General features: G+C 68.8%; 16 protein-coding genes and 1 pseudogene. 3 read left to right on the top strand and 14 right to left on the bottom strand.

The window, feature by feature from the left end:
• From D7X74_RS25625 to D7X74_RS25615, 3 genes and pseudogenes are all read left to right on the top strand, one after another.
• Positions 1 to 214: pseudogene (locus D7X74_RS25625) on the top strand (hypothetical protein); the annotation flags it as partial.
• A 7-nt stretch (positions 215 to 221) separates the two neighbouring features.
• Positions 222 to 2,153, top strand: coding sequence for a hypothetical protein (locus D7X74_RS25620; protein ID WP_120535628.1), 1,932 nt, complete (start codon positions 222 to 224; stop codon positions 2,151 to 2,153).
• Entirely contained in the window at positions 2,150 to 4,273 is a 2,124-nt protein-coding gene (locus D7X74_RS25615; protein ID WP_120535627.1) for a hypothetical protein, read from the top strand. The genes D7X74_RS25620 and D7X74_RS25615 overlap by 4 nt, the downstream gene beginning before the upstream one ends.
• A 10-nt stretch (positions 4,274 to 4,283) precedes the next feature.
• Here the strand turns inward: D7X74_RS25615 and D7X74_RS25610 are convergent, their stop codons facing one another.
• The 14 genes from D7X74_RS25610 to D7X74_RS43115 form a co-directional block, all read right to left on the bottom strand.
• The gene (locus D7X74_RS25610) at positions 4,284 to 4,805 is read right to left on the bottom strand and encodes a hypothetical protein (protein WP_120535629.1); all 522 of its coding nucleotides are present in this window, start codon (positions 4,803 to 4,805) and stop codon (positions 4,284 to 4,286) included.
• Positions 4,802 to 8,620: a type VI secretion IcmF C-terminal domain-containing protein gene (locus tag D7X74_RS25605; RefSeq protein WP_120535626.1), complete on the bottom strand. Its 3,819-nt coding sequence runs from the start codon at positions 8,618 to 8,620 to the stop codon at positions 4,802 to 4,804. Before D7X74_RS25605 ends, D7X74_RS25610 begins: the two co-directional genes overlap by 4 nt.
• A 2-nt stretch (positions 8,621 to 8,622) precedes the next feature.
• A complete protein-coding gene (locus tag D7X74_RS25600) occupies positions 8,623 to 8,988 on the bottom strand; it encodes a hypothetical protein (protein ID WP_120584506.1) in 366 nt (121 codons plus the stop codon).
• On the bottom strand, positions 8,985 to 9,626 hold the full coding sequence (locus tag D7X74_RS25595; RefSeq protein WP_120535624.1) for a DotU family type IV/VI secretion system protein: 642 nt from the start codon (positions 9,624 to 9,626) through the stop codon (positions 8,985 to 8,987). The genes D7X74_RS25600 and D7X74_RS25595 overlap by 4 nt, the downstream gene beginning before the upstream one ends.
• Positions 9,627 to 9,638: 12 nt before the next feature.
• Complete coding sequence (locus D7X74_RS25590; RefSeq protein WP_120535623.1) at positions 9,639 to 11,285, bottom strand: type VI secretion system baseplate subunit TssF; 1,647 nt, start codon at positions 11,283 to 11,285, stop codon at positions 9,639 to 9,641.
• Between the two features lie 49 nt (positions 11,286 to 11,334).
• Positions 11,335 to 11,937, bottom strand: coding sequence for a hypothetical protein (locus D7X74_RS25585; RefSeq protein ID WP_120535622.1), 603 nt, complete (start codon positions 11,935 to 11,937; stop codon positions 11,335 to 11,337).
• 25 nt (positions 11,938 to 11,962) lie between these two features.
• The gene (locus D7X74_RS25580; protein ID WP_120535621.1) at positions 11,963 to 13,627 is read right to left on the bottom strand and encodes a hypothetical protein; all 1,665 of its coding nucleotides are present in this window, start codon (positions 13,625 to 13,627) and stop codon (positions 11,963 to 11,965) included.
• Positions 13,627 to 14,016 (bottom strand): GPW/gp25 family protein, encoded by a 390-nt coding sequence (locus tag D7X74_RS25575; protein WP_120535620.1) that lies wholly within the window; start codon positions 14,014 to 14,016, stop codon positions 13,627 to 13,629. Before D7X74_RS25575 ends, D7X74_RS25580 begins: the two co-directional genes overlap by 1 nt.
• A gap of 4 nt (positions 14,017 to 14,020) precedes the next feature.
• Positions 14,021 to 15,271: a type VI secretion system baseplate subunit TssK gene (gene tssK, locus D7X74_RS25570; protein ID WP_120535619.1), complete on the bottom strand. Its 1,251-nt coding sequence runs from the start codon at positions 15,269 to 15,271 to the stop codon at positions 14,021 to 14,023.
• An 84-nt stretch (positions 15,272 to 15,355) separates the two neighbouring features.
• On the bottom strand, positions 15,356 to 15,937 hold the full coding sequence (locus tag D7X74_RS25565; protein WP_120535618.1) for a hypothetical protein: 582 nt from the start codon (positions 15,935 to 15,937) through the stop codon (positions 15,356 to 15,358).
• 53 nt (positions 15,938 to 15,990) lie between these two features.
• Entirely contained in the window at positions 15,991 to 17,478 is a 1,488-nt protein-coding gene (gene tssC, locus D7X74_RS25560; protein ID WP_120535617.1) for a type VI secretion system contractile sheath large subunit, read from the bottom strand.
• A 38-nt stretch (positions 17,479 to 17,516) separates the two neighbouring features.
• Positions 17,517 to 18,158 (bottom strand): type VI secretion system contractile sheath small subunit, encoded by a 642-nt coding sequence (tssB, locus tag D7X74_RS25555; protein ID WP_120535616.1) that lies wholly within the window; start codon positions 18,156 to 18,158, stop codon positions 17,517 to 17,519.
• Positions 18,159 to 18,293: 135 nt separating this feature from the next.
• The gene (locus D7X74_RS25550) at positions 18,294 to 19,190 is read right to left on the bottom strand and encodes a hypothetical protein (protein WP_120535615.1); all 897 of its coding nucleotides are present in this window, start codon (positions 19,188 to 19,190) and stop codon (positions 18,294 to 18,296) included.
• Positions 19,191 to 19,205: 15 nt separating this feature from the next.
• Positions 19,206 to 19,581, bottom strand: a 376-nt coding sequence (locus D7X74_RS43115) for a type VI secretion system protein IglI family protein (RefSeq protein ID WP_304984928.1), incomplete at its 5' end; no start/stop codon positions are given.

Raw genomic sequence — 19,581 nt, 5'->3', positions numbered from 1 at the left:
GGCCGAACCCGTGGCCCCCACCCCGCCGCCCAGGGCCCAGGGCCCGGCGCCGCGCGACACGGAGCTGGCGTCCAGGGTGGAGGCGCTCACGCAGCAGGTGGCGGACCTGGAGCGCATGGTGGCGCAGCAGGCCCGGGTGATGCGCGCGATGATGGACGCGCTGGAGGCCCGGGGGGCGCTGACGCGCGAGGAGGTCCAGGCGAAGGCCCGGTAGAGACCGCATGGCGCTCCCCTTCCCGTTCCACGAAAAGCTGAAGCTGGAGCTGACCGTCACCGCGGGGGAGCAGGCGTTCGTCATCCCCGGCGGCCAGGTGCAGGCCTTCTCGCTGCGGATGACGCCGTCGGGCTTCACCGGGTCGCTCACGTTCTGGACGTCGCTGGAGAAGGCGGACGCGAAGCTGTTCACCGCCTTCAGCAAGCCGGACCTGATCCGCGTGCGGCTGGCCCTGTCGGGCGTGTACGACCCGCCGCCCGCGCCCCTGCTGGTGCAGGGCATCGTGACGGCGAAGAGCCTGAGGGGTTCGGCGCACGGCAACAAGGACGGCGTCGCGGTGGCCTTCCGGCAGTACACGGTGGAGTTCGCGGACCCCGCGCGCGTGCTGTGGAAGCAGCACCGCCCGGTGGAGCTGCACACCGGCAAGAAGGTGTCGGAGCTGTTGGATCTGCACAAGCCGGGCGGCCTGCTGCTCACGTACGACTGGGACGCGCTGGAGTCGAAGCAGGCGCTGGTGTGCCTGGGCATCGGGGATGACGACCCGTCGGCCAGCTTCCTCGACTTCGTCCTCTGGTTCGTGGACACGCGCGGCGGCGTGCTGACGTACGACAGCCCCAAGGACACGTACACGTTCTCCGCGAAGAAGCCGGCCACGGGCACGGTCACCGCGCTCAGCCGCAAGCACGTGGAGCGCGTGGACGTGGAGCTGCCCCCGGTCATCCGGCACGGCACGCGGGTGCTCAACGGCTTCGGGGCCGCGCCGACCACGGTGGCCCTGCCCCAGGCGCAGGCGGTGGCGGGCGTCAGTCACGACATGCTGGTGCGCACGCCCATCGCGGCGGAGGCCGAAAAGCGCCAGTCGCTGGAGAAGGAACGCCTGCGCCTGCGCAAGCGGCGCCTGCGGCTCACGTTCCTGGACGTGCCCCCCGTCGCGCTGCATCCGGGCGCGCTGATCAAGCTGGACGGGCCGCTCTGGAGTCCGGACCTCACCGGCCTGGGCGAGGACCTGCGCATCTGCGAGCTGTCCTTCGATGGCGCGGGGCTCCAGATCGGTCCGCATGACGGACAGCAGGAGACGATGGAGGGTTACGAGGTCACCCTCTCCGTGCTCCTGGAGCAGAAGTCGGATCCGGTGCCGGGGCTGCCCGCGTACCGGCCGCCCCGCTACCCCATCTACGTCGAGGGCAAGGTGCACAGCCCCGGCGGCGAGGCCAACGATCGCATCTACCTCCAGGTGGATGATCCGAAGACGTCGGTGACGAACTACCGCGTGACGGTGCCGCTGTGGAACAAGACGGTGAGCGTGCCGGCGGAGCCCGGCCTGTTCCCGGGCACGTTCTACTTCCCCCCGTACAAGAACGAGCGCGTGCTGGTGGCGCTGCACTTCGACCATGCGGCCCTGCACCGCTACCTGGACTGGGGCGAGGGCGTGCGGATGCCCCAGGACAGCCAGGGCGATCAGCTGCTCTTCGGCAAGAACGGCACGAACCAGACGGCGATGACGCACGACTACCAGGACGCCAAGCCGGTGTGGAACCTGGGGCGGGTGAACTCGAACGACACGGAGATCATCCGCATCTCCGAGGGCCGGCTCCTCATCCAGACGAAGGAGGAGCCCGGGGGCGCCGCGACCACGCCGACGTACGACGTGACGCCGCAGGTGGAGACCGCGAAGGGCGACCTCACCGCGGGCGTGGACGGCGCGGTGGGCGAGACGACGGCCGCCTATACGGCCTCCACGGCGGCGGTGAACGCCAAGCTCAACGCGGCGTCGGAGGAGACGAGCGCGGCGCTCGCCGCGGCTGAAGCGAAGGTGAAGGACCAGGCCGCCGAATCCCGCACGAAGCTGACGGGCGCGCTCAACGGCCTGGACGGGCAGACAGGCGCGCTCTCCGGAGCCGCCACCGAAGCCAAGGCCGCGCTGGGAGCCCTGAAATGAACGAGCTGCGCGCCGCTGTCGCGAAGCACAAGGCCACCGTGCAGGGCTTCGGCTCGGGCGTGACGCCGAAGCTCACCACCGCGAAGGGCGAGGTGGAGGCCCTGGCGCAGGGGGTGCTGACGCTGGTCGCCACGCTGCGCCCGACGGTGGACGGCACGGTCGGCAAGCTGCTCACCCAGGTCAACGCGGTGAACGTGAAGGTGCTGGACCCCTCCCCCCGCTTCCAGGCGCTGGCCACGGAGGTGCAGGGCCACCGGCAGGCGCTGACGGCCTCGGGCACCAAGGCCCGGGCCTCCGCGGAGTCCCTGGGCAAGGAAGCCGCCGCGAAGAGCCAGGGGTTCGAGGCACAGGCGAAGTCCTCCGCCGAGTCCTCCCAGGGGCAGCTCACCGCGCTCCAGCAACAGGTGGCCCAGCGCTGTGACGCGGACAAGAAGTCCTTCGACGCGAAGCTGAACGCGCGCAAGGGCTCCAAGGCGGACACCGAGGCCCGCCGCTCGCAGGGCCACGCGCTCATCGAGCAGACGAAGACGCAGCTCACCCAGGACCTCCAGGGCGTGGGGACGACGATCGCCGCGGCGCTCGCGGCGGTGCTGGTGCGGCTGGCCACCTCGCGCGACGCGGCGACGGGGCGGAGCACGCAGCTCATCGGCACGCTGGATGGCGCCATCAACGACCCGGTGCGCGCGCTGACGGCGCTGCATCAGGAGATCGTCGGTGCGGGCAAGACGACGCAGCAGGCCCACCAGCAGCAACAGACGGCGCTGGAGACGCAGCAGAAGTCGCTCGTGGCCCAGGTGAAGGCGGCGGCGACGGCGGCGGCCGGCATCGTGGACCCGGTGGACACCCAGGTGGCGCCCTCGCTGACGGCGGGAAAGACGCAGGCCGCCGGGACGCTGGACACGCTGGGCAAGACGGTGGCGGGCCAGGTGGCCACCGTGACGGCGCAGCTCGCGGCGGTGGAGAAGCTCATCGACCAGGTGCAGACGCGCATCGAGGCCGCCATCACCCAGGTGAGCACCACCATCGACGGCCTCGTGCAGGGCACCCTCACGGCGGTGGAGACGCTGAAGGCACCGCTGAAGCAGACGCTGGACGCGGCCTTCACCACGCTGGACACGCTGGTGGCCAGCGTCAGCGCGCTCAAGCAGCAGGTGATGGCGATGTTCGACCTGCTGCCCCAGAAGCTGGAGCAGCTACAGACCCTCTTCCAGCAGCTCGTGGGCTCGCTGGAGGCCCTGCTGGAGCGCGCCCTGGGGCTGCTGGACGCGATTCCCGCGGCGGACCTGCCCAAGCCCCTGGTGAACCCGGCGGTACAGGGCATCAGCCAGGTGGTGAAGCAGATCACCACGCAACTGGGAACCCTCTCCTCCCAGGTGGGCACCCAGCTCCAGACGGTGCAGCAGACCATCGTCTCGCAGGTGGAGACGGTGCAGACGCAGGCCCAGACGCAGATCGACACCGCCACGAACCAGGTCGTGACCCAGATGGGCACGCTCACCCAGTCCGTGCTCCAGGCCATCGAGCAGGCCACGGCCCAGGTGGCGCAAGTCATCGCCACGGGCGTGACGCAGATCAACACCGCGCGCGATCAGGGCGTGCAGCAGATCAAGGCGATGCAGCAGCAGGTGGCCGCCCAGGTGAAGCCGCTGGACACGCAGGTGCCCGAGCGCCTCAAGGCCCTGGACACCCAGGTGGGCACCGGCATCGACGCGGCTGTCCAGGCGATGCAGACGACGCGGACGGCGGCGGAAGGTCAGGTGACGTCCGCGAAGGGCCGCCTGGACACGCACCTGGGCGCGACGAACACCTCCGTGACGGCCGCCCTCAAGTCCCTGGAGGCGGCCCGCACCAGCGCGGAGACGACGCTCGCGGGCCAGGTGGACAAGGCGCTGGCGGCCTTCAAGCAGCGGGCGGAGGCCCTGAAGTCAGGGGCGCAGACGCAGGTGGATGCCGTCACCACCAACGCCACCGCGTCCAAGCCGCAGCTCCTCTCCCCTCTCGATGCGATTGGCACCCAGCTCCAGGGCGGCGCCTTCGCGAAGCCCGTCACCGCGGTGAACGGCCGCGTGACGGCCGCGCTCCAGGCGCTGGGCCCGAAGCTGGACGCGCTCGCCACCTGACGAACCGGGGCTACCTGGGGGACGCGAGGGATGTCGGAGGCTCGGGAGCCTTCGGCGCGGCAGGGGCCTTGGGGGCTTCCGGGACTTCAGCCATCGACGGCCCGGACTCCTGGGTGGACATCTGCCGGGGCAGGTCCGTGCGGATGCGGCTCTCCTGCAGCTCGATGTCCACCGTCTTGGGCACCGGCACGTCCAGCAGGGCCTGCCAGGCGCCATTGGGCGTGGTGAACAGGAAGCTGACCGCCACGGCCTGCTCGGGCGGTAGGGGGATCTTCACCTGCTTCGTGCGGCTCGGGTAGATGACCACCGTCTGCAACACGGTATCGTCCGGGCTGATGACCTTGGCCGCGACGTCCGCGTAGCCCTCCGTCATCGTCGTCTTCGACACGGTGCGGATGAGCATGTACAGCGGCCGGCCCTGGTTGGTGCCCGCCGGGGCCCTGATGTTCACCGTCAGGCTGGGGGACGCGCAGCTTCCGCCCACCATCGCCGCGGCGAGTCCCACCGCCAACCGAACGCCCCTGCCCTTCATGGCACCACCCCACGGAATGGCGCCCACGGCTCACCACGCAGACCGAAACTGATCTCCAACACCTGCTCGTTCGCCGCCATCCCCCGCCCCGGAAGCACCCACACCACGTTCTGCTGATCCGTCAGCGTGGCGGACTCCAATAGGCGGAAGCAGTTCCACGACGACTCGGACATCTCCATGGAGCGGTAGCGCTTGCCGTCGCGTGAGGGCGAGCGCAGCTCCACGCCAATGGACGACGGCTGCGGGCTCCACCAGCTCAGCGGGAAGTCCCCCCACGCCGGACGCTGGTTGAACCCGAACGACGACGCCCCACCGCACTTCAGATAGGACAGCGTCACGAAGCTGTCCGGCGTGGGCGCCGTGGGCAGCGGCAACGGCCGCACCTGCATGTTGATGGGCCGGGCCTTGCCCTCGTCGTCCCACAAGAGCCGCGACAGGCGGCCCAACTGGCCCAGCGACGACAGCATGCGCGGCGGCAGCAGCATCCGGGACTTCAGCGGCCAGCGCAGCGTCCAGTCCGTCCCGCGCTCCTCCACCACCGGCGACAGCACCTGGGTGACGAACTGCCAGAAGGCGCCGTCCTTGCGGCGTAGCACCTCCAGCTCCACCGGGTCCACTTCCTGCGACGCGCTGGGGTTGAAGGGGTAGCGCTTGACGAGCGGCTCCAGCGTGCGCCGGCTCTGGTAGGCCCACTGCTCCGCGATGGCGCGCTCCAGCTCCGCGCGGCCCCGGTTGCGCACGACGACGAAGGGCTGGCGGAACGGCAGCCGGAACTCGCCCACCAGGCCGTGCTGATCCAGCCACGCATCCACCCGGCGCAGGTACGAGTCCTCCTCTTCCAGCAACATGCTCAGCGCCACGCGCCCCACCGGCGACAGCATCTCCGCCAGCTGCGAGCCCCCCGCCGACGTCGTCGAGGCCGCCGCCCCGGGGGCCGCCGGATCCTTGGGCACCGCGGGCTTCACCGGCGCGGGCTTCACGCCAGACAGCTCCTGCTGAAGCTGCGACACCAGCGTGGTGTAGGCCGCCAGCTCCGCCAGGGCGCCGCTCTTGTCCGGCGTCATCAGCTGCACCACCGGCTTGAACGGCGCCACCGCGTCGCGCATGGGGGCGTAGTACTCGCTGTCCAGGGGGCCCACGCTCGCGCGGCCCGCCACGTCGCGCAGCATCGCCTCCAGCGCGGACGACGGCTGGAGCAGCGCGGCCAGGTCGCTGGTCAACGCGCCCCGGGACGTGCGGAAGCGGTAGCCCCGGTAGCTGGCGTAGAGGTCCTGGCCGTAGCGCTTCGCGAACGTCTGCACCTTGTTCTGCACGAAGGTGGCGCGCTCCACGGCCTCCTCGCGCGACAGCCGGGACTTGGCCAGCCGTTCGGTGAACTCGTCCACCAGCGGGCTCAACTGCGCGTCGAACGCGGCCTTGCCCAGGACCTTGCCCACCACCGGGGCCTGCCCGCTGGCGAACTCCGTGTCGTCATCCCCTGCCCCTTCGGAGGCGACCTCCGACGTCGTCTCCCCCGTGCCGGGGTTGAACGTCGGGCCCATGAAGGGCGAGCGGCCCGTCTCCTTCAGGTGGCGCAGGACCTTGTCCAACAGCTGCCGTGACACGTCCACCGGACGGAACACGTAGTCGCGCTTGAGCACCTCCACGGAGTAGCGCGCGTCGCCGTCACTGGGGGCGAAGAGGCCGTCCGCGCGGGTGAGCAGCTCCGCGGGGGTCATCCGCTCCGCGGCGCGCAGCGCGGTGTCCGCCTCGTCCTCCATGCGCAGGATGGCCTCCAGCGTCTGGCGGTTCGCGCGCATCCAGTCCAGCGAGTCCAGCAGGCTGCCCACGCCCTTCAACTGGTTGGCGTCCAGGTCCGCGTCGGACGCGTTGATGAGGTCCATCACCTGCCGGGCGTTCTTGAAGGGCACGCTCTCTTCCAGCGACTCCCGCAGGTGCTCGCGCTCATCGCGCAGCGCGTACCACCGAGGCAGATCCAGCTCCTTCGCGTCCAGGACGGCCTGGAGGTTCAGGAAGTGTTCGCGCCACGGCCCGAGCAGGCCGTCCATCGTCAGCCACACGAAGGGCCAGCGGGTCCACGGCACGTTCTCGTCGAAGGGCTTGTCGCTGGCGATGACGTAGTTGGCGATCATCGGCTCCGCCAGGCCCATGGCCTCCAGCCAGGCGTTCTCCGGATCCGCGTTGGACAGGCTCATCCCGTAGGCTTCGGCCGTCCAGCCCAGCTGCTTCTTGTGCGTCCCGTGCACGCCGCGCAGCACGAACCTGCCCAGGTCCTCGTTGCGCGAAGCGTAGAGGATGCCGAGCGTGTACAGCGCCTGCTCGGGACGGCACAGCGTCTCCTGGCGGCAGCTCTCGGTCTCCGGGGCCTGGGCCAGGGGTGTGGCGCGCGTCGAGCGGGTGTTGAACGTGGGCGCGGGCTGGCAGCCGGGGACGCGCGCGGCGCACCGCCGACACTGGTCCTGGCATCGCTCCAGGAGCGGCTTGAGGTAGGACATCCGGATGCTGCGCGCGAGCCGGGCACGCAGCTCCTCCCACTCGTCGGTGAAGCTGTTCCTCAGGGGCGGCCAGTAGCGCGTGGCGCCCCAGAGGTCCTCCATCGCATTCACCGCTTCGGTGGTCTGACCCTCCACCACGGAGCCGGAGACGCTCTGGTTGCGCTCCTCCAGCCGCTGCACGGTGACCTGGAAGTTGTCCAGCTTCTCCTGCGCGCGCAGCAGCATCCGGTAGAAGTGCGCATACGCCAGGATGACGGGCAGACACCCCAGCGCGACGATGGCCGCGCACCGCTTCAGGTGCGTCCAGCGGTAGCGCGCGATCAGCTGATCCGCCGGCTGATCCATGCGCACCGCCAGCGCCCCGGCCGCCCGCTCGTCCGCCACGCGCGACGACAGGTACACGCGCTCCAGCTTCAGCGGGAACACCAGCGAGCCGCTCTCCACCAGCGTGGACACGAAGCGCGCGAGCACCGCGAACGCCTCGCCACCGCGCGAGTAGAACGACGCCAGCCGCTCGAAGGCCTCCGGCGACAGCGTGGTGAGGCCCAGCGCCAGGTACTTCTCCAGCGGCTCCAGCGCGTGCGCCAGCTCCTCTTCCCTGCCCGGAGGCGGCACCGCCAGCTCCAGCGGCACGCCGTGCTTGCGCAACAGCTGCGCGAAGTCCGTGAACCCCTCCAGCGAGTCCATGTGCGTGAGCGACAGCCGCGTCTCCACGGAGGCCTGGCACACCTCCGCCAGCAGGTTCACCTTGCCGCGCAGCAGCTGCGTGATGCGCTTCACCTCATCCGGCGACTTGTCCAGCAGCCACCGCACGTCCAGGGCGATGACGATCCGCCCCACGTGCCGGCGGCCGAAGCTGGCCTTCCACAGCTTGCGCAGGGCGGCGCGGGCGTGGCGGGAGTCGTCCTCCAGCACCGGCGCGGACACCTCCTGCACCACGACGTCCGGCCCCAGGTAGATCTGGAGCAGCGGATCATCCGTGAGGCTGGGCATGAACTGGCGCTCCTGCCGCTTCCAGTCCACCTCCGCGCTGATCAGCTCCGACTTGCCGCTGCCCGCGGGCCCCAGCACCACCAGCGTGGGGAAGTCCCGCACGGAGGCGCGGTAGCGCCACGGCAGCTTGCCCAGGAACCGCTTGCGGATGTCCAGCAACTGCCAGGAGCCCAGCGGCTTCTGCCCGCCCGCGAGCGCCGAGGGCTGCCGCCGCTTGCGCCACCAGAACCACGCGGCCACGCCACCGGCGATCAGCACCACCCCGATGCTCAACGCGAGCACCCAGTGGGCCTTCAAGGCCGCCAGGAGTGACTGGAGCGCGCCCACGGTCAGCCGCTTCTCCGTCCACCGGAGCGCGCCCCCAACTGCAGCGCCTCCAGTACGTCTTCCGCCTCTTCCAGCGCGGCGGTCGCCTTCGCGCGCAGCTTCTGCTGATCCTGCGGCGACGGCAGCATCCCGTCCCCGGGCGGATCCAGCGCGAGCAGCGCCTGACGCACGTCATGCAAGAGCGGCTGCACCCCTTCACTCCACGAGCCCAGCTCCGCGTCCACCCGCTGCGACAGCACCTCCAGCAGTGCCACCGGCTTCGGCGCGGGAGGCGTGGGAACGAGCGGAGCAACCGGCCGGCGGGACAGGCCGTCCGCCTCCGTGCTCGCGACCGGCGCGCGACCATCCCGCGTCGTGATGGGTCTCAATTGGAGGCCCACCACAGGAAGACGGGCAGCCCCAGCACGATGGCGGCCGTCACCGCGTAGTAGCGCACCGGGAAGTCATAGACGGTGGGCGGACCCACCTGCACCACGGGCGCGGGCTGCATCAGGGACACGGGCTGCGGGATGCGCTCGGAGATGCGGTCCTTGAACTCGCGGATCCGTTCAGGCTGCCCCACGAGGCGGCCGGTGAAGCCAGCGGCGAGGCAGAAGCGGATCATTTCAAAGACGATGGGTGGCGTGTCGTTGCGACGCAACTTCTCTTCCACGAAGTCGTAGAAGAGGTCGCCACCCGAGTCGACCTGGAACAGGTTCTGCTGCAGGAGCGGCCAGAGATGTTGCTCCGCGTCCGACAGCCGGCGCAGCACCCATTCATCCAGGAAGTACACGAAGGGGCGGATCAGATCCTCCACCTCGTCGGGGCGCAGGTCCTCTCCGAAGCCCGCGCGCAGGCGCTCCAGCTCCACGAGCAGCGCCTGCTCCAGGTGGCCCAGCGCTTCCTGCCCCACCCTGCCCTGCGGACGGCGCGCGCCGGGGGCGGGCTCGGCGGGCAGGGCCCGGTCGAGGAGCTGACGCACGCGTCGCTGCGCGGCCAGGAGGGAATTCCAATGCTCCAGTTTCATGATGGTTGAGCGCTACGTCGGCAGCTGCAGCGGCCCCAGTCCCGCCACGGAGGCTCGCAATTCCACCGAGGCCTCGTTGTTCCAAGCATCCAGCAGGTCCCGCAGCTGCTCAAGAAAGCAGATGACGACAGGCTCGAAGCTCAAGTCGAACGGCTCCATGACGGCCTCGTAGGCGTGGCGGATCCCCGAGCCCTTCATGGCGCTGTCGGGGACGACACTGAACTTCAACTCCTTGAGCCAGGGAAGGACGCGGCGGAACGGGCTCTCCGCGGGGGTCCCCAGGTGACCCAACAGGGCGACCACCTCGTCCCGACCCAGGGTGGCCTTCGCCTTCCATGCGAGGAATTGCGTCAGGGCCTCCACGTCATCCCGTAGCACGCTGTCGCGGTGGGGCTGCAGGCTGCCCACGGTCTGCCATTTCAGGCCCTCGATGTGGCGGCCCGGCACGGACACCTCCACCCTGCCCGCCGCCTGCGACGAGAACTGCGGCTGGTGCCACAGCGCCTCCAGCACGATCTTGCGGGGCGCGGTGAACGCCTCCGGCATGCGCACGATGAGGCTCTGCCGGGACGCGTGGCGCTCATCGAAGGTCTCGTCCACCTCGTAGCTGGGGCCCTTGCCGGGCAGGAAGGCCGGGCGCAACGGGGACAGCCCGGCCTTGGTCATCTCGAAGACGCCCGTCACCGAGTGAAGGCTGAACTCGCGCCCCGCGCTCATGCTCAGGATGGGGTGCTCCGCGCGCGTGCCGTCCGCGACCACCACCTGCGCGGGCTCCGCCTTGAGGTTCACCACCGGCACGGTGAAGAGCTGGAAGAAGTCCGGGTGCAGCGACTTGCCCACCGTCCAGTCCTTGTCCAGGTCCAGGCAGAGACAGAACTTCATCCAGGAGCTGGCGCGCGGCGGCGGCACCTTCACGTGCACGAAGAGCTGCTGCTCCGGGAACTGGAAGAAGGCGCGCAGCCGCTGGAACGGGTGCGCGTAGACGGAGCCGTCGTCCGGCGCGGGAGGATCCCGGTTGAAGGACACCTCGCAGGGGCTGCCCACGGAGTGCTCGTCCGCGGACTCGTCGTACACGACGCTGATCTGCTGGACGTGCTTGCGCAGCGCGTGGAACACCGCCAGCGACGAGCGGTACTCGTCCAGGTGGCGCACGTGCAGGCTGAGCACGTCGATGGCGTCCTTGCGCGCGAAGCGGGACTCGAAGCGCAGGATGAGCCGGTGGCCGCTCCGCACCTGGGGCACCACGTCCGTGCTCTTGAGGACGATGGGCAGCACGCGCAGGTCGCGCTGGAGGCGGAAGGAGCCCGCCACCCCTTCCGCGGGCGTCAGGCGCAGCTCCGTGCCCCGGGTGAGCAGCACCGGCTCCACCATCTTGTCCGTGGGCACGGCCTGCGCCATGGCGGCGGCGGGCACGGGCTCCAGCAGGAAGTCGAAGAAGCCCGCGAAGAGCCGGCGCCAGGTGGAGCGCAGGTTGTGCAGCGTGGCGTGCCGCGTCTGCACGGAGAAGAACGCCATCGCCTCGATGAGGCGGCGCACGTCCGGGTCTTCGCGGTCCAACGGGGCGGCGGGATGTCGCTCCTGGAAGCGCTGCCGGAAGCGCTCCAGCCCGTCCAGCTCCGACAGGAAGTCGAGGTAGATCTTCTCCGAGAAATCCTTCACCGCCCGCTCTCCCGCCGTACGTCAGTCACAAGAGGTTTCGTGCATCGCGTCAGCCCAGCTTCACCAGCGCGCCGCCCACGCTGGTGATGGAGCCCTTGAGGTTGGCCATGCCGCTGGCCTCCAGATCCAACTTCCCGGTGGCGGACACCTTGGTCATCGCCCCGGACATCTCCGCCGTCGTCTTGCCGGCGAGCTTCAGCGTCACGCCGTCCACCTTCGCCTCGCCGCCGGACGTCACCATCTCCGCGCCCATGTTGCCCTTCATGGCCAGCTTGGACGTCGCCTCGATGTTCACGTTGGCGCTGGAGGACAGCTTCGCGTCGCTGGTGGCCGTCTGGGTCAGCTTCGCGCTGGTGTTGAAGGTCATGTCCTTCGTGCTCTTCACCGTCAGCGTGTCCTGGCTGGTCCACTGCGACACGCCCTTGGACTTCATCGTGAGGGTGTCGGTGTCGAAGGTCAGGTCCTTCACCGTGACGACGATGCTGTCCTGCTTCTGCACGTAGGTGCTCGTCTCCTGGGGGCCCTTCACGGTGATGGTGATGCTGGTGCCGTCCATCACCACGGTCTGGGTGATTTGATCGTCCGCGTTGTCGACCTGGACGGTGATGCCCTTCACCTTGTCCAGCTCAATCTTGCAAACCAGCGTTCCCATCAGTCCTCTCCGTCCGCGCCAGCGCTCACGCGGGTTCTTCCTTCACCAGGATGAGCAGCGTGCCTTCCTTCAGTTCGATCTTCTCCGTGTCGGTGTCGTTCGTGCGCATGAGCCGGAGCACCGGCTTGTTGTCGTCGTAGAAGTGGCGCATGGACGTACCATTTTCGGTCGTCTTGCCCACCAGCAGGTGCACGCCCTGCCCGTCCGACGGCAACCGCGCGCCTGCCCGCCAGTCCAGGTGGCGCTTCAGCCACGCGCGCTGGAAGTCCAGCGCCACCAGCACGCGCGCGCCCTTGTAGGCCGGGAAGTAGAAGTGGCCGGGCAGCAGGTTCGCGTTGAACGGCACCTGGATGATCTGGTTGGCGAAGAGCGGCATCTTCACCTTGTAGCTGTCCAGGGAGGTGGCCTGGTCGGTGTACGCCTGCCACGTCTCGTCCTTCTGCTCGCCCACCTCGCTGACGATGAGCCCTTCGACGAAGCGCGGGTACATCGGCGTCACGAAGGCGGGCAGGTCCGCGTGCAGCTCGTCCTTGCGCTCCAGCCGCGTGGTGAACGTGAACAGGTAGCGGCTCTCCGGCTTGGGGCGGCGCTTCTGCTCCCCGTCCCCTTCCCCGTCGGAGTCCTCCACGGGCAGCGGCTCCGCCTTGAGCGTCATCCGGCGCACCCGGAAGGTGTCCGTGCCGGGCACGCCGGACGCCACCCACCCGGCCGTCTGGGGCAGCTTCACCAGCGCGCCGGGCGCGAACGCCACCGTGGGGAAGCGGTTCCAGTCCAGGTCCACTTCCAGTCCGCGCACCTTGAGGCGCGCCGTCTCCAGCGTCACCCGCTTCTGCACGTCGTCCGCGATGTCCGTGCGCAACAGCACGTCCTGGCGGATGCCGGTGACGGCCTGGGCATTCGTGACGGCCTGGTTCTTCGGGCTCTCCGCGGCGGCATTGAGGATGGCCACGTCGTGGCGCACCACCTCCGGGAACACCACCGTCACCGCGTCCACGTCCTCCGCGCGCAGGTCGAGCGGCGTGCCCGCGACGTCCTTCTTCGCCCGGAGCTGGTAGCCCTGCGCGGTGTAGTCGTACGCGAGCACGCCGTTGCGCGCGCTCACGAACCAGACGACGAAGTCGTAGAAGCTGGCCCCCGACTCCGGGGACAGTCCCAGGAACAGCAGCGGACAGGTGGCCGCCAGCTCCGCGTCCCAGTCGTTGGCGAGGGCGATCTTGTCGCCCTTGTGCGCGTCCAGCACGTCCTGCACGGTCTTCTGCGTGTAGAGCGCGCACGGGAAGTGCTGCGTCCACAGGAGCCGCGCCGCGTCCACGAAGCGCACGGTGTAGTGCCGGTAGGTGATGGCCGCGCCCTTCGCCTGGGCGACGGTCTCTTCCGACAGGGCCTTGTCCAGCCCCAGCCCCTTCACCTTGAGCGACGTGTACGTGGGCTTCGTCGCCGTGTCGGAGTGCACCGCCTTCAGCTCCAGCGCCACCTCCACCAGGTCCGGCTTGAGGAAGTCCGCGAGCACCTTGTCCTGCTTCTGCCCGCCGTGCGCCGTCTCGTCGAGGACGCGGAACTCCACCCTCCCCTCGTGTCCCCACCCGTGCAGATCCAACTCGAACGCGAGGATGTCCGCCGGGGCGATGGCGTGCGCCGTGCCCCCGATGGTGAGCGTGAGGCTCAAGTCCAACCGTTCGGCGTGCGCCATCAGGTGTCCTCCACGTGCACGCGCACCTGACCGGTGACGGAGTGGAACACGAGGCGCAGGTGGCACGGCACGTCGTCGAAGGTGCCCTTGCAGTCGAAGTGCAGCCACAGCCCGCTGTCGCGGCCGCGCAGCTTCACCTCCGGGCCCACGAGCCGGGGCTCGTGCTGGGAGATCTCCTGCTGGATTTCAGCGGTGAGCGCCTCCACCAGCTCGCGCGTGCCCAGCTTCTCCGTGTACCCGCCCAGGCCGAAGTCGTGCATGAAGAAGCCGTAGCCCTTCTTCGTGTTGAGCACGGCCTCGATGTTGCGCATCACGTGCTCCAGGCTGTCCCGGACGTTGGGGCGCTGCGAGCGGGCCGCGAACTTGTCCAGGAAGGGTGCGCGCGCCATGGCGTCAGCTCCTCCGCCAGAACAGCGACGTCTGGGCGCCCTTGAGCGCTGACGTCACGTAGAAGGCCACGCCGTCCTCGCGCAGCGCGTGCTGCCACTCCTCGCCCCGGCCCAGCAGGTACCAGTCGATTTCGGGCCCCAGGGCGTGCGGGAACGACGGGTACGGCACGTGGGTGTAGGGCACGCCCTTCAGCGCCTGACGGCGCACCAGCGGCAGCCGCGAGGGGCTGGCCAGCTTCACGCCGTCCATGGGCGTGCGCTCCCCCGGCTTGGTGCGCTGGACGAGCAGGTACGCCTCGCTGGCGGAGCTCACCTCCGGCGGCAGCGGAGAGCAGACGTACTGTCCGTCCTTCACCTGGAAGGCCTTGTGCGTGGAGCGCGTGGCCTCCGGCTGGAAGCTGCGGGTGAGCAGGCGGATCCACCCGCCCAGGCCCTGGGCCAGATCCTCGTGCTGGTACACCGGCATCTGGTCGTCCGGGAGCATCTCCAGGTAGCAGCACGCCTCGAAGTACAGCCGGCGCAGCCCGTCGAACAGGTGGTACGGGTGCACGTACACCTGCCGGAACATGTCCTTGCGCAGGGCCAGCAGGCGGTGCACCTCGAACAGGGCCCGGCGCGCGTTGGTGAGCCGGTCCGAGCGCAGGTACGTGTCCGAGATGTGCGTAAGCAGCTGCTGGCGCACCTGGTCCAGCAGGTCATCCAACGTGTTGAGCAGCTTCTCCAGGAAGGGGTTGGGCCCCACGAGCAAGAGCGCGGGCACCCAGTCCGGCGACGTGCGCCACGCGCCGTCTTCATCCTGGGAGACGGCGGCCAGCCCGAAGGACGCCACCGCCCCGTCCATCACCGGCTCCGAGGACAGCTGCAGCTTGCTGAGCACGCGCTGGAGCACCGGCGGATCATCCGCGTACAGGCGGATGCCCTCCGCGCTGACAGTCTCCTTCAGCACGTGCAGGTAGATGATGAACTCCGACTTGCCGATGGCGTCCAGCGACAGGGGCGCGATGACGGCGTTGCCGGGCACGTCCAGGAGCTCCCCCGTCTTGGTGACGACGGTGAGCGCGGAGATGGACAGGCTGCCGCCGAGCAGGAGCGATTCGTTCCACGCAAGGTACGCGACGCCGTGGGACGGCAGGCCGGACAGGTTGGCATGGACCCGGATCTCCGCGTCCAGCGCATCCTCTTGCGCGATGAAGTGCTCGGGGAGGAGGGTCTGGCCTACGTGCCAGCGGACCCGTGCGAGCTTGTACCGCTGCATGCGCCTTTTTCTCTTCTTTCGCGCCAGCAAGGCCGGGAGCGAGGGTGCTCCCGGCCCGGGCGCGACTTGTTACCGGTACGGATGCTAGCTGGCCGTCTCCGTGACGCCCCACTTCTTGGCCAACTTCTTCGTCGAGGACGTGGCCAGGTTCAGCGACTGCTCCAGCGCCTGCGGCTTCACGCCGATGTTGAACGTGTAGTTCTTGGGCGACTGCACTTCGCGGGACTCGTTGTCCGCGACGGACATGTTCAGCTCATCGCCGTTCTTCTCGAGCAGGCCCTTGATCTCCGCGTCGAGGAAGTTCGACTTGAAGTACTTCTTGCCGATGGGGTCGTACTCGTAGACGACGTACTTGATGACGACCTCGATGTTGCTGAACTTGCCCAGCAGCATCTCCGCCACGGCCTGCTTGTTGGCCACCGACACCTGCCCGGAGAAGTACATGGCGTCCGTCACGCCCGTGTCCCACAGGTAGTGGTTGAGCACCGCGACGACCTTGTCCGCGATGGCCGCGTCCGGGTTCTCCGGATCCTTGATGGTCTCCTGGTCGGCCTTCAGCGCCACGCCACCGATGGTGAGCGCGGTGATGTAGCCAACCGGGGTCTGCTTGTCCTTCTTGAAGTTGAAGCCCTGATACACATCCAGGTTGCGCGAAAACTGGGGCATCTGTCACTCCAGGGTAAAGGGCAGGCTCTCACCTGCCCCAATGGGGGTGCGGACTAACCGAGCCGCGACTCGAGCATCAGCTCCACGTTGAGGCCTTCGAACTGGATGTGCGGCAGCACCGCCAGCTTGCAGTCGTACCAGCCGATTTCGCCGGGGCGCGGGTACACGACGACGCTGCTCGCCTTGAACGGGAAGCGGCGCACGGTCAGGTCGTCCGGGTTCGCCACGGTGGTGACGTAGTTGGACAACCAGGAGTCCAGCTGGCGCTGGATGTAGTCCGCATCGGCCGTGTTGCCGATGTTGTCGCGCATGATGCACTTCACGTAGTGCGCCAGCCGCGTGATGGAGAACGTGTAGGCCAGGTTCGTGACGAGCTGCGAGTTCTCCGAGTCCTTGGGGTCCTTGAACGTCTTGGCGACCTTGGCGGACTGGGTGCTGAAGAACGTCGCGTCGCTGGAGCCCTTCCGGTACACGAGCGGGATGAAGCCCGAGCGCGCGAACTCGTACTCGCGGTAGTCCGGGATGGCGATCTCCACGGGGGCCTTGATCTCGTCCTGGCCGCGCAGGGTGAACGTGTCCACCGGGAGGCCGGAGATGAGACCGCCGCCCTTGGGGCCGCGGATGGACTGGCACCAGCCGGAGATCTCGAACGCCTTCACCATGTTGCGCGCGAGCAGGATGGCCGAGTTGCCCCAGAGGTACTTCTCCGACTCACCGCGCGCCGTCTCCGTGAAGTTGAGGACGTCGCAGGGGTTCTTGTCCGGGTGCCAGGGCAGGCGCAGCACGTAGCGCGGGAAGGTCAGGCCCACGTAGGCGGCCTCCTCCGTCTCGCGGAACGCGTTCCAGCGGCCGAACCGGGGGTGGGCGAGCACGCCCTCCAGGTTCTTGATGGCCTCCATCTCCTCGATGGTCTCGCAGCCGAAGAACTTGTGGCTGACGGCGGAGATGAACGGGGCGTGCGCCGCGTTGGACACCTTCGCCATGCGCTGCAGCCAGGTCAGGTCCGCGGGCGTGGAGGAGAAGTCATAGAGGCCGACGATGGCGCCGAAGGGACGGCCGCCGTACTGGTCGTACTCCTGGATGTAGACCTTGTCGAAGAGCGCGCCGGCGAAGATGTTGCTCGAGTTGTTCTCGAAGTCTTCCGCCAGCTCCTCCTTCGCCACGTCCAGCACGTCGATGGCGATGTTGGCCTTGAAGTTGGTGTGGTTGACCAGGTCCTCCAGGCCGCGCCACGACGACTCCATCTTCTGGAAGGTCTCGTTGTGGATGATCTCGTTCATCTGCGCGTCGATCATGCGATCGATGCGGCTGATGACGTCCAGCACCTGCCCCTTGTCGAAGCGGGCGGTGTTGTCCGGTCCTTCCACCGGCGCGACGTTCTGGAGCAGCGCGGCGACGCTGGAGAGGAAACGGCTCTCCAGGGTGACCTGCTGCTCGTCGACGACGGCGCCGAAGTTGCTGAGGATCATCGGCTCGGACGACTGGGGCGGATCCAGCCGAACGCTGGTGAACAGGCGCTTCAGGTACGTGGTCTCGGCCATGGCGGAGTCCTTTTAGAAGTCGAAGGGAGGAAGGAGGATCAGGACGCGGCCGGAGGCTTGGCCCCGGCGGCGACGGTGGCGGCGACGGCGGCGGTCGCGGCGGCGGCCCCCGTGGGCTTGCCCGCGGCGGGAGCGGCGGCGGCGGACGCATCCGGCTTCGCGGCCGTCTCACCGGAGGGCAGGCGCATGCTCTCGTAGCCCTTCAGCTCGTTGAGCAGCTCCTTGAGCGCCTCCGGCTTGGAGAACAGCTCATAGAGTTCGCGGCGCAGGTCCTTGCGGTTGTCGATGTTCGACTGCATCTCCACCAGGAGCGTCTTGAGCAGCAGCAGCGCCTTGAGCTTCGGGACGTGCTTGACGACCTCGTCCGGGTGGAAGGACTTCATCCCGTCCACGGGCAGCTGGACGTTCAGCTCCGATTCCACGTCCGGGTTGATGCGGTTGGGGACCTGGAAGCTGGCGGACATCTTCATGTCCTTCATCAGCTCATCCAGGTTCTTCCCGTCGATGGAGCGCAGGCGGCGCGTTTCCAGGTCGTTCTTGCGGTCTTCCGAGGACCCCAGCGAGAAGTCCCCCATCACCAGCAGGCGCAACGGCAGGTTCACCGTCTCCTGCTCTCCGTTGATGGTGGTGCGGTACGTGAGGGTGATGCGGGATTTGGGAAGCAGGTCCTGAATGGCCACGGTGACTCCCTGACATTCGCAGTGCGTTTCCTTCCCCCCGTACGACTGGAACCGCTCCGGGAGTACGCGCTGCTTGTGAACAATTCCAGCCTAGGCGCGATCAGGAATTCCAGTCAACCAAGCGACATCGCAGGTCTACCGGGGTTCTGTTGATCGCAATTGAGCGGTGTCCCCCGAGAACAGGAGGACCTCCTGGGTCTGTTCCGGACCGCCAACCAGCGGCTCGTAACCCAGGTGACTGCCCTTCTGGAGCCTCGCGTGGCTGGACTGATCACGCAGCGCGAGGATGACGGCGAGCGCCAGCGGCGTCTCCGCGAGGCTCGGGAAGATGCGGGTGTTGAGGCGCCGTCGGGCCTCCACGGCCCAGGGGATGCCGGCGCCGGACAGCGGCTCGTCCAGGAACAGCCGCACCTCCACGCCGCCCGTCGGCACGGTGGCGAAGCCGCCCACCGCGCTGCCATCCCCGAGCGCGGCGGCGCCCAGGCGGATGCCTTTGGATTCGATGCGCTGGCGGCGCGTCTCCCTTCGCACCACCACCTCCGCTTCCGGGAACACCTTGGCGAACAGCCAGTGCAGGCTGCTGGGGCACGCGAGCCGCAACAGGCGCAGCCGGTGGGCGGTGGAGTGCTCCCAGCCGGGCAGCAGGGATTCGTCGCGATCCGGGAACTGACCCGCGAAGCGCGTCCGCAGCAGCAGGTGGTCGAAGTAACCCAGGAAGTCAGCCATCACATCGTGTTCCAGCCGGTCCATGGCCTGGAAGAGGAAGGACGGCAGCGGCGTCTGGACGCTGAGCAGGCCCAGGTTGACGGTGATCACCACGCGCTTGCGAGGCTGGCGGGTGAACTCGATGGCGTGCACCAGGTGCTGCTGGTGCAGGGTGCTGCGGTGGCTGCGGAACTCCACCTCCGCGTCGCCGTAGCCTTCCTTGGCGAGCAGATCCAACAGGGCCGGCACGTCGAAGCTGCGGATGCGCTCGCTGATGCGCTCCTCGACGGTGAGCTTGCGGCCCGGCTGTTCGCGCTCCGCTTCCATGGGGGGAGACAGACGCTATTCCTCGTAGCCGGGGTTGCGGGCCTGGCGCTGCGGGGCGACGAGGAACGCGTCCAGGTCCACACGGTAGAGTTGATCCAGGGCGCGGAAGCCCAGGGACTCCGTGCCGTGCAGCAGCGGTTCGATGGCGTCCGCGTGCTGGCTCAGGCCGTTGAAGAAGCCGGAGAAGAGCATGGGCAGGTAGACGCGCGGATCAAAGCGCTCCACGGTGGCGAGCACATCCACGGCGATGACGCTCGCCTTCACGAAGTCCTCGCGCGCCACCAGGGCCTCGAAGGCGGACAGCTTGCGCACCAGCTGGGCGAGCGCGGGCGACATGGGCAGGGACGGCCCCGCGTCCGCTTCCGGGGCGGCGGGGCGGCGGGCCCTGGCG

This window comes from Corallococcus sp. CA047B, from assembly GCF_003612065.1.
GTDB lineage: Bacteria > Myxococcota > Myxococcia > Myxococcales > Myxococcaceae > Corallococcus > Corallococcus praedator.
Note: the sequence above shows the minus strand (reverse complement) of the source record. Positions and strands in the feature narration are given on the sequence as shown.

Coding starts and splice junctions, on each gene's coding strand:
- D7X74_RS25620 (WP_120535628.1), top strand. CDS start 222: ATGGCGCTCCCCTTCCCGTTCCACGAAAAGCTGAAGCTGGAGCTGACC.
- D7X74_RS25615 (WP_120535627.1), top strand. CDS start 2,150: ATGAACGAGCTGCGCGCCGCTGTCGCGAAGCACAAGGCCACCGTGCAG.
- D7X74_RS25610 (WP_120535629.1), bottom strand. CDS start 4,805: ATGAAGGGCAGGGGCGTTCGGTTGGCGGTGGGACTCGCCGCGGCGATG.
- D7X74_RS25595 (WP_120535624.1), bottom strand. CDS start 9,626: ATGAAACTGGAGCATTGGAATTCCCTCCTGGCCGCGCAGCGACGCGTG.
- D7X74_RS25585 (WP_120535622.1), bottom strand. CDS start 11,937: ATGGGAACGCTGGTTTGCAAGATTGAGCTGGACAAGGTGAAGGGCATC.
- D7X74_RS25580 (WP_120535621.1), bottom strand. CDS start 13,627: ATGGCGCACGCCGAACGGTTGGACTTGAGCCTCACGCTCACCATCGGG.
- D7X74_RS25575 (WP_120535620.1), bottom strand. CDS start 14,016: ATGGCGCGCGCACCCTTCCTGGACAAGTTCGCGGCCCGCTCGCAGCGC.
- tssK (WP_120535619.1), bottom strand. CDS start 15,271: ATGCAGCGGTACAAGCTCGCACGGGTCCGCTGGCACGTAGGCCAGACC.
- D7X74_RS25565 (WP_120535618.1), bottom strand. CDS start 15,937: ATGCCCCAGTTTTCGCGCAACCTGGATGTGTATCAGGGCTTCAACTTC.
- tssC (WP_120535617.1), bottom strand. CDS start 17,478: ATGGCCGAGACCACGTACCTGAAGCGCCTGTTCACCAGCGTTCGGCTG.
- D7X74_RS25550 (WP_120535615.1), bottom strand. CDS start 19,190: ATGGAAGCGGAGCGCGAACAGCCGGGCCGCAAGCTCACCGTCGAGGAG.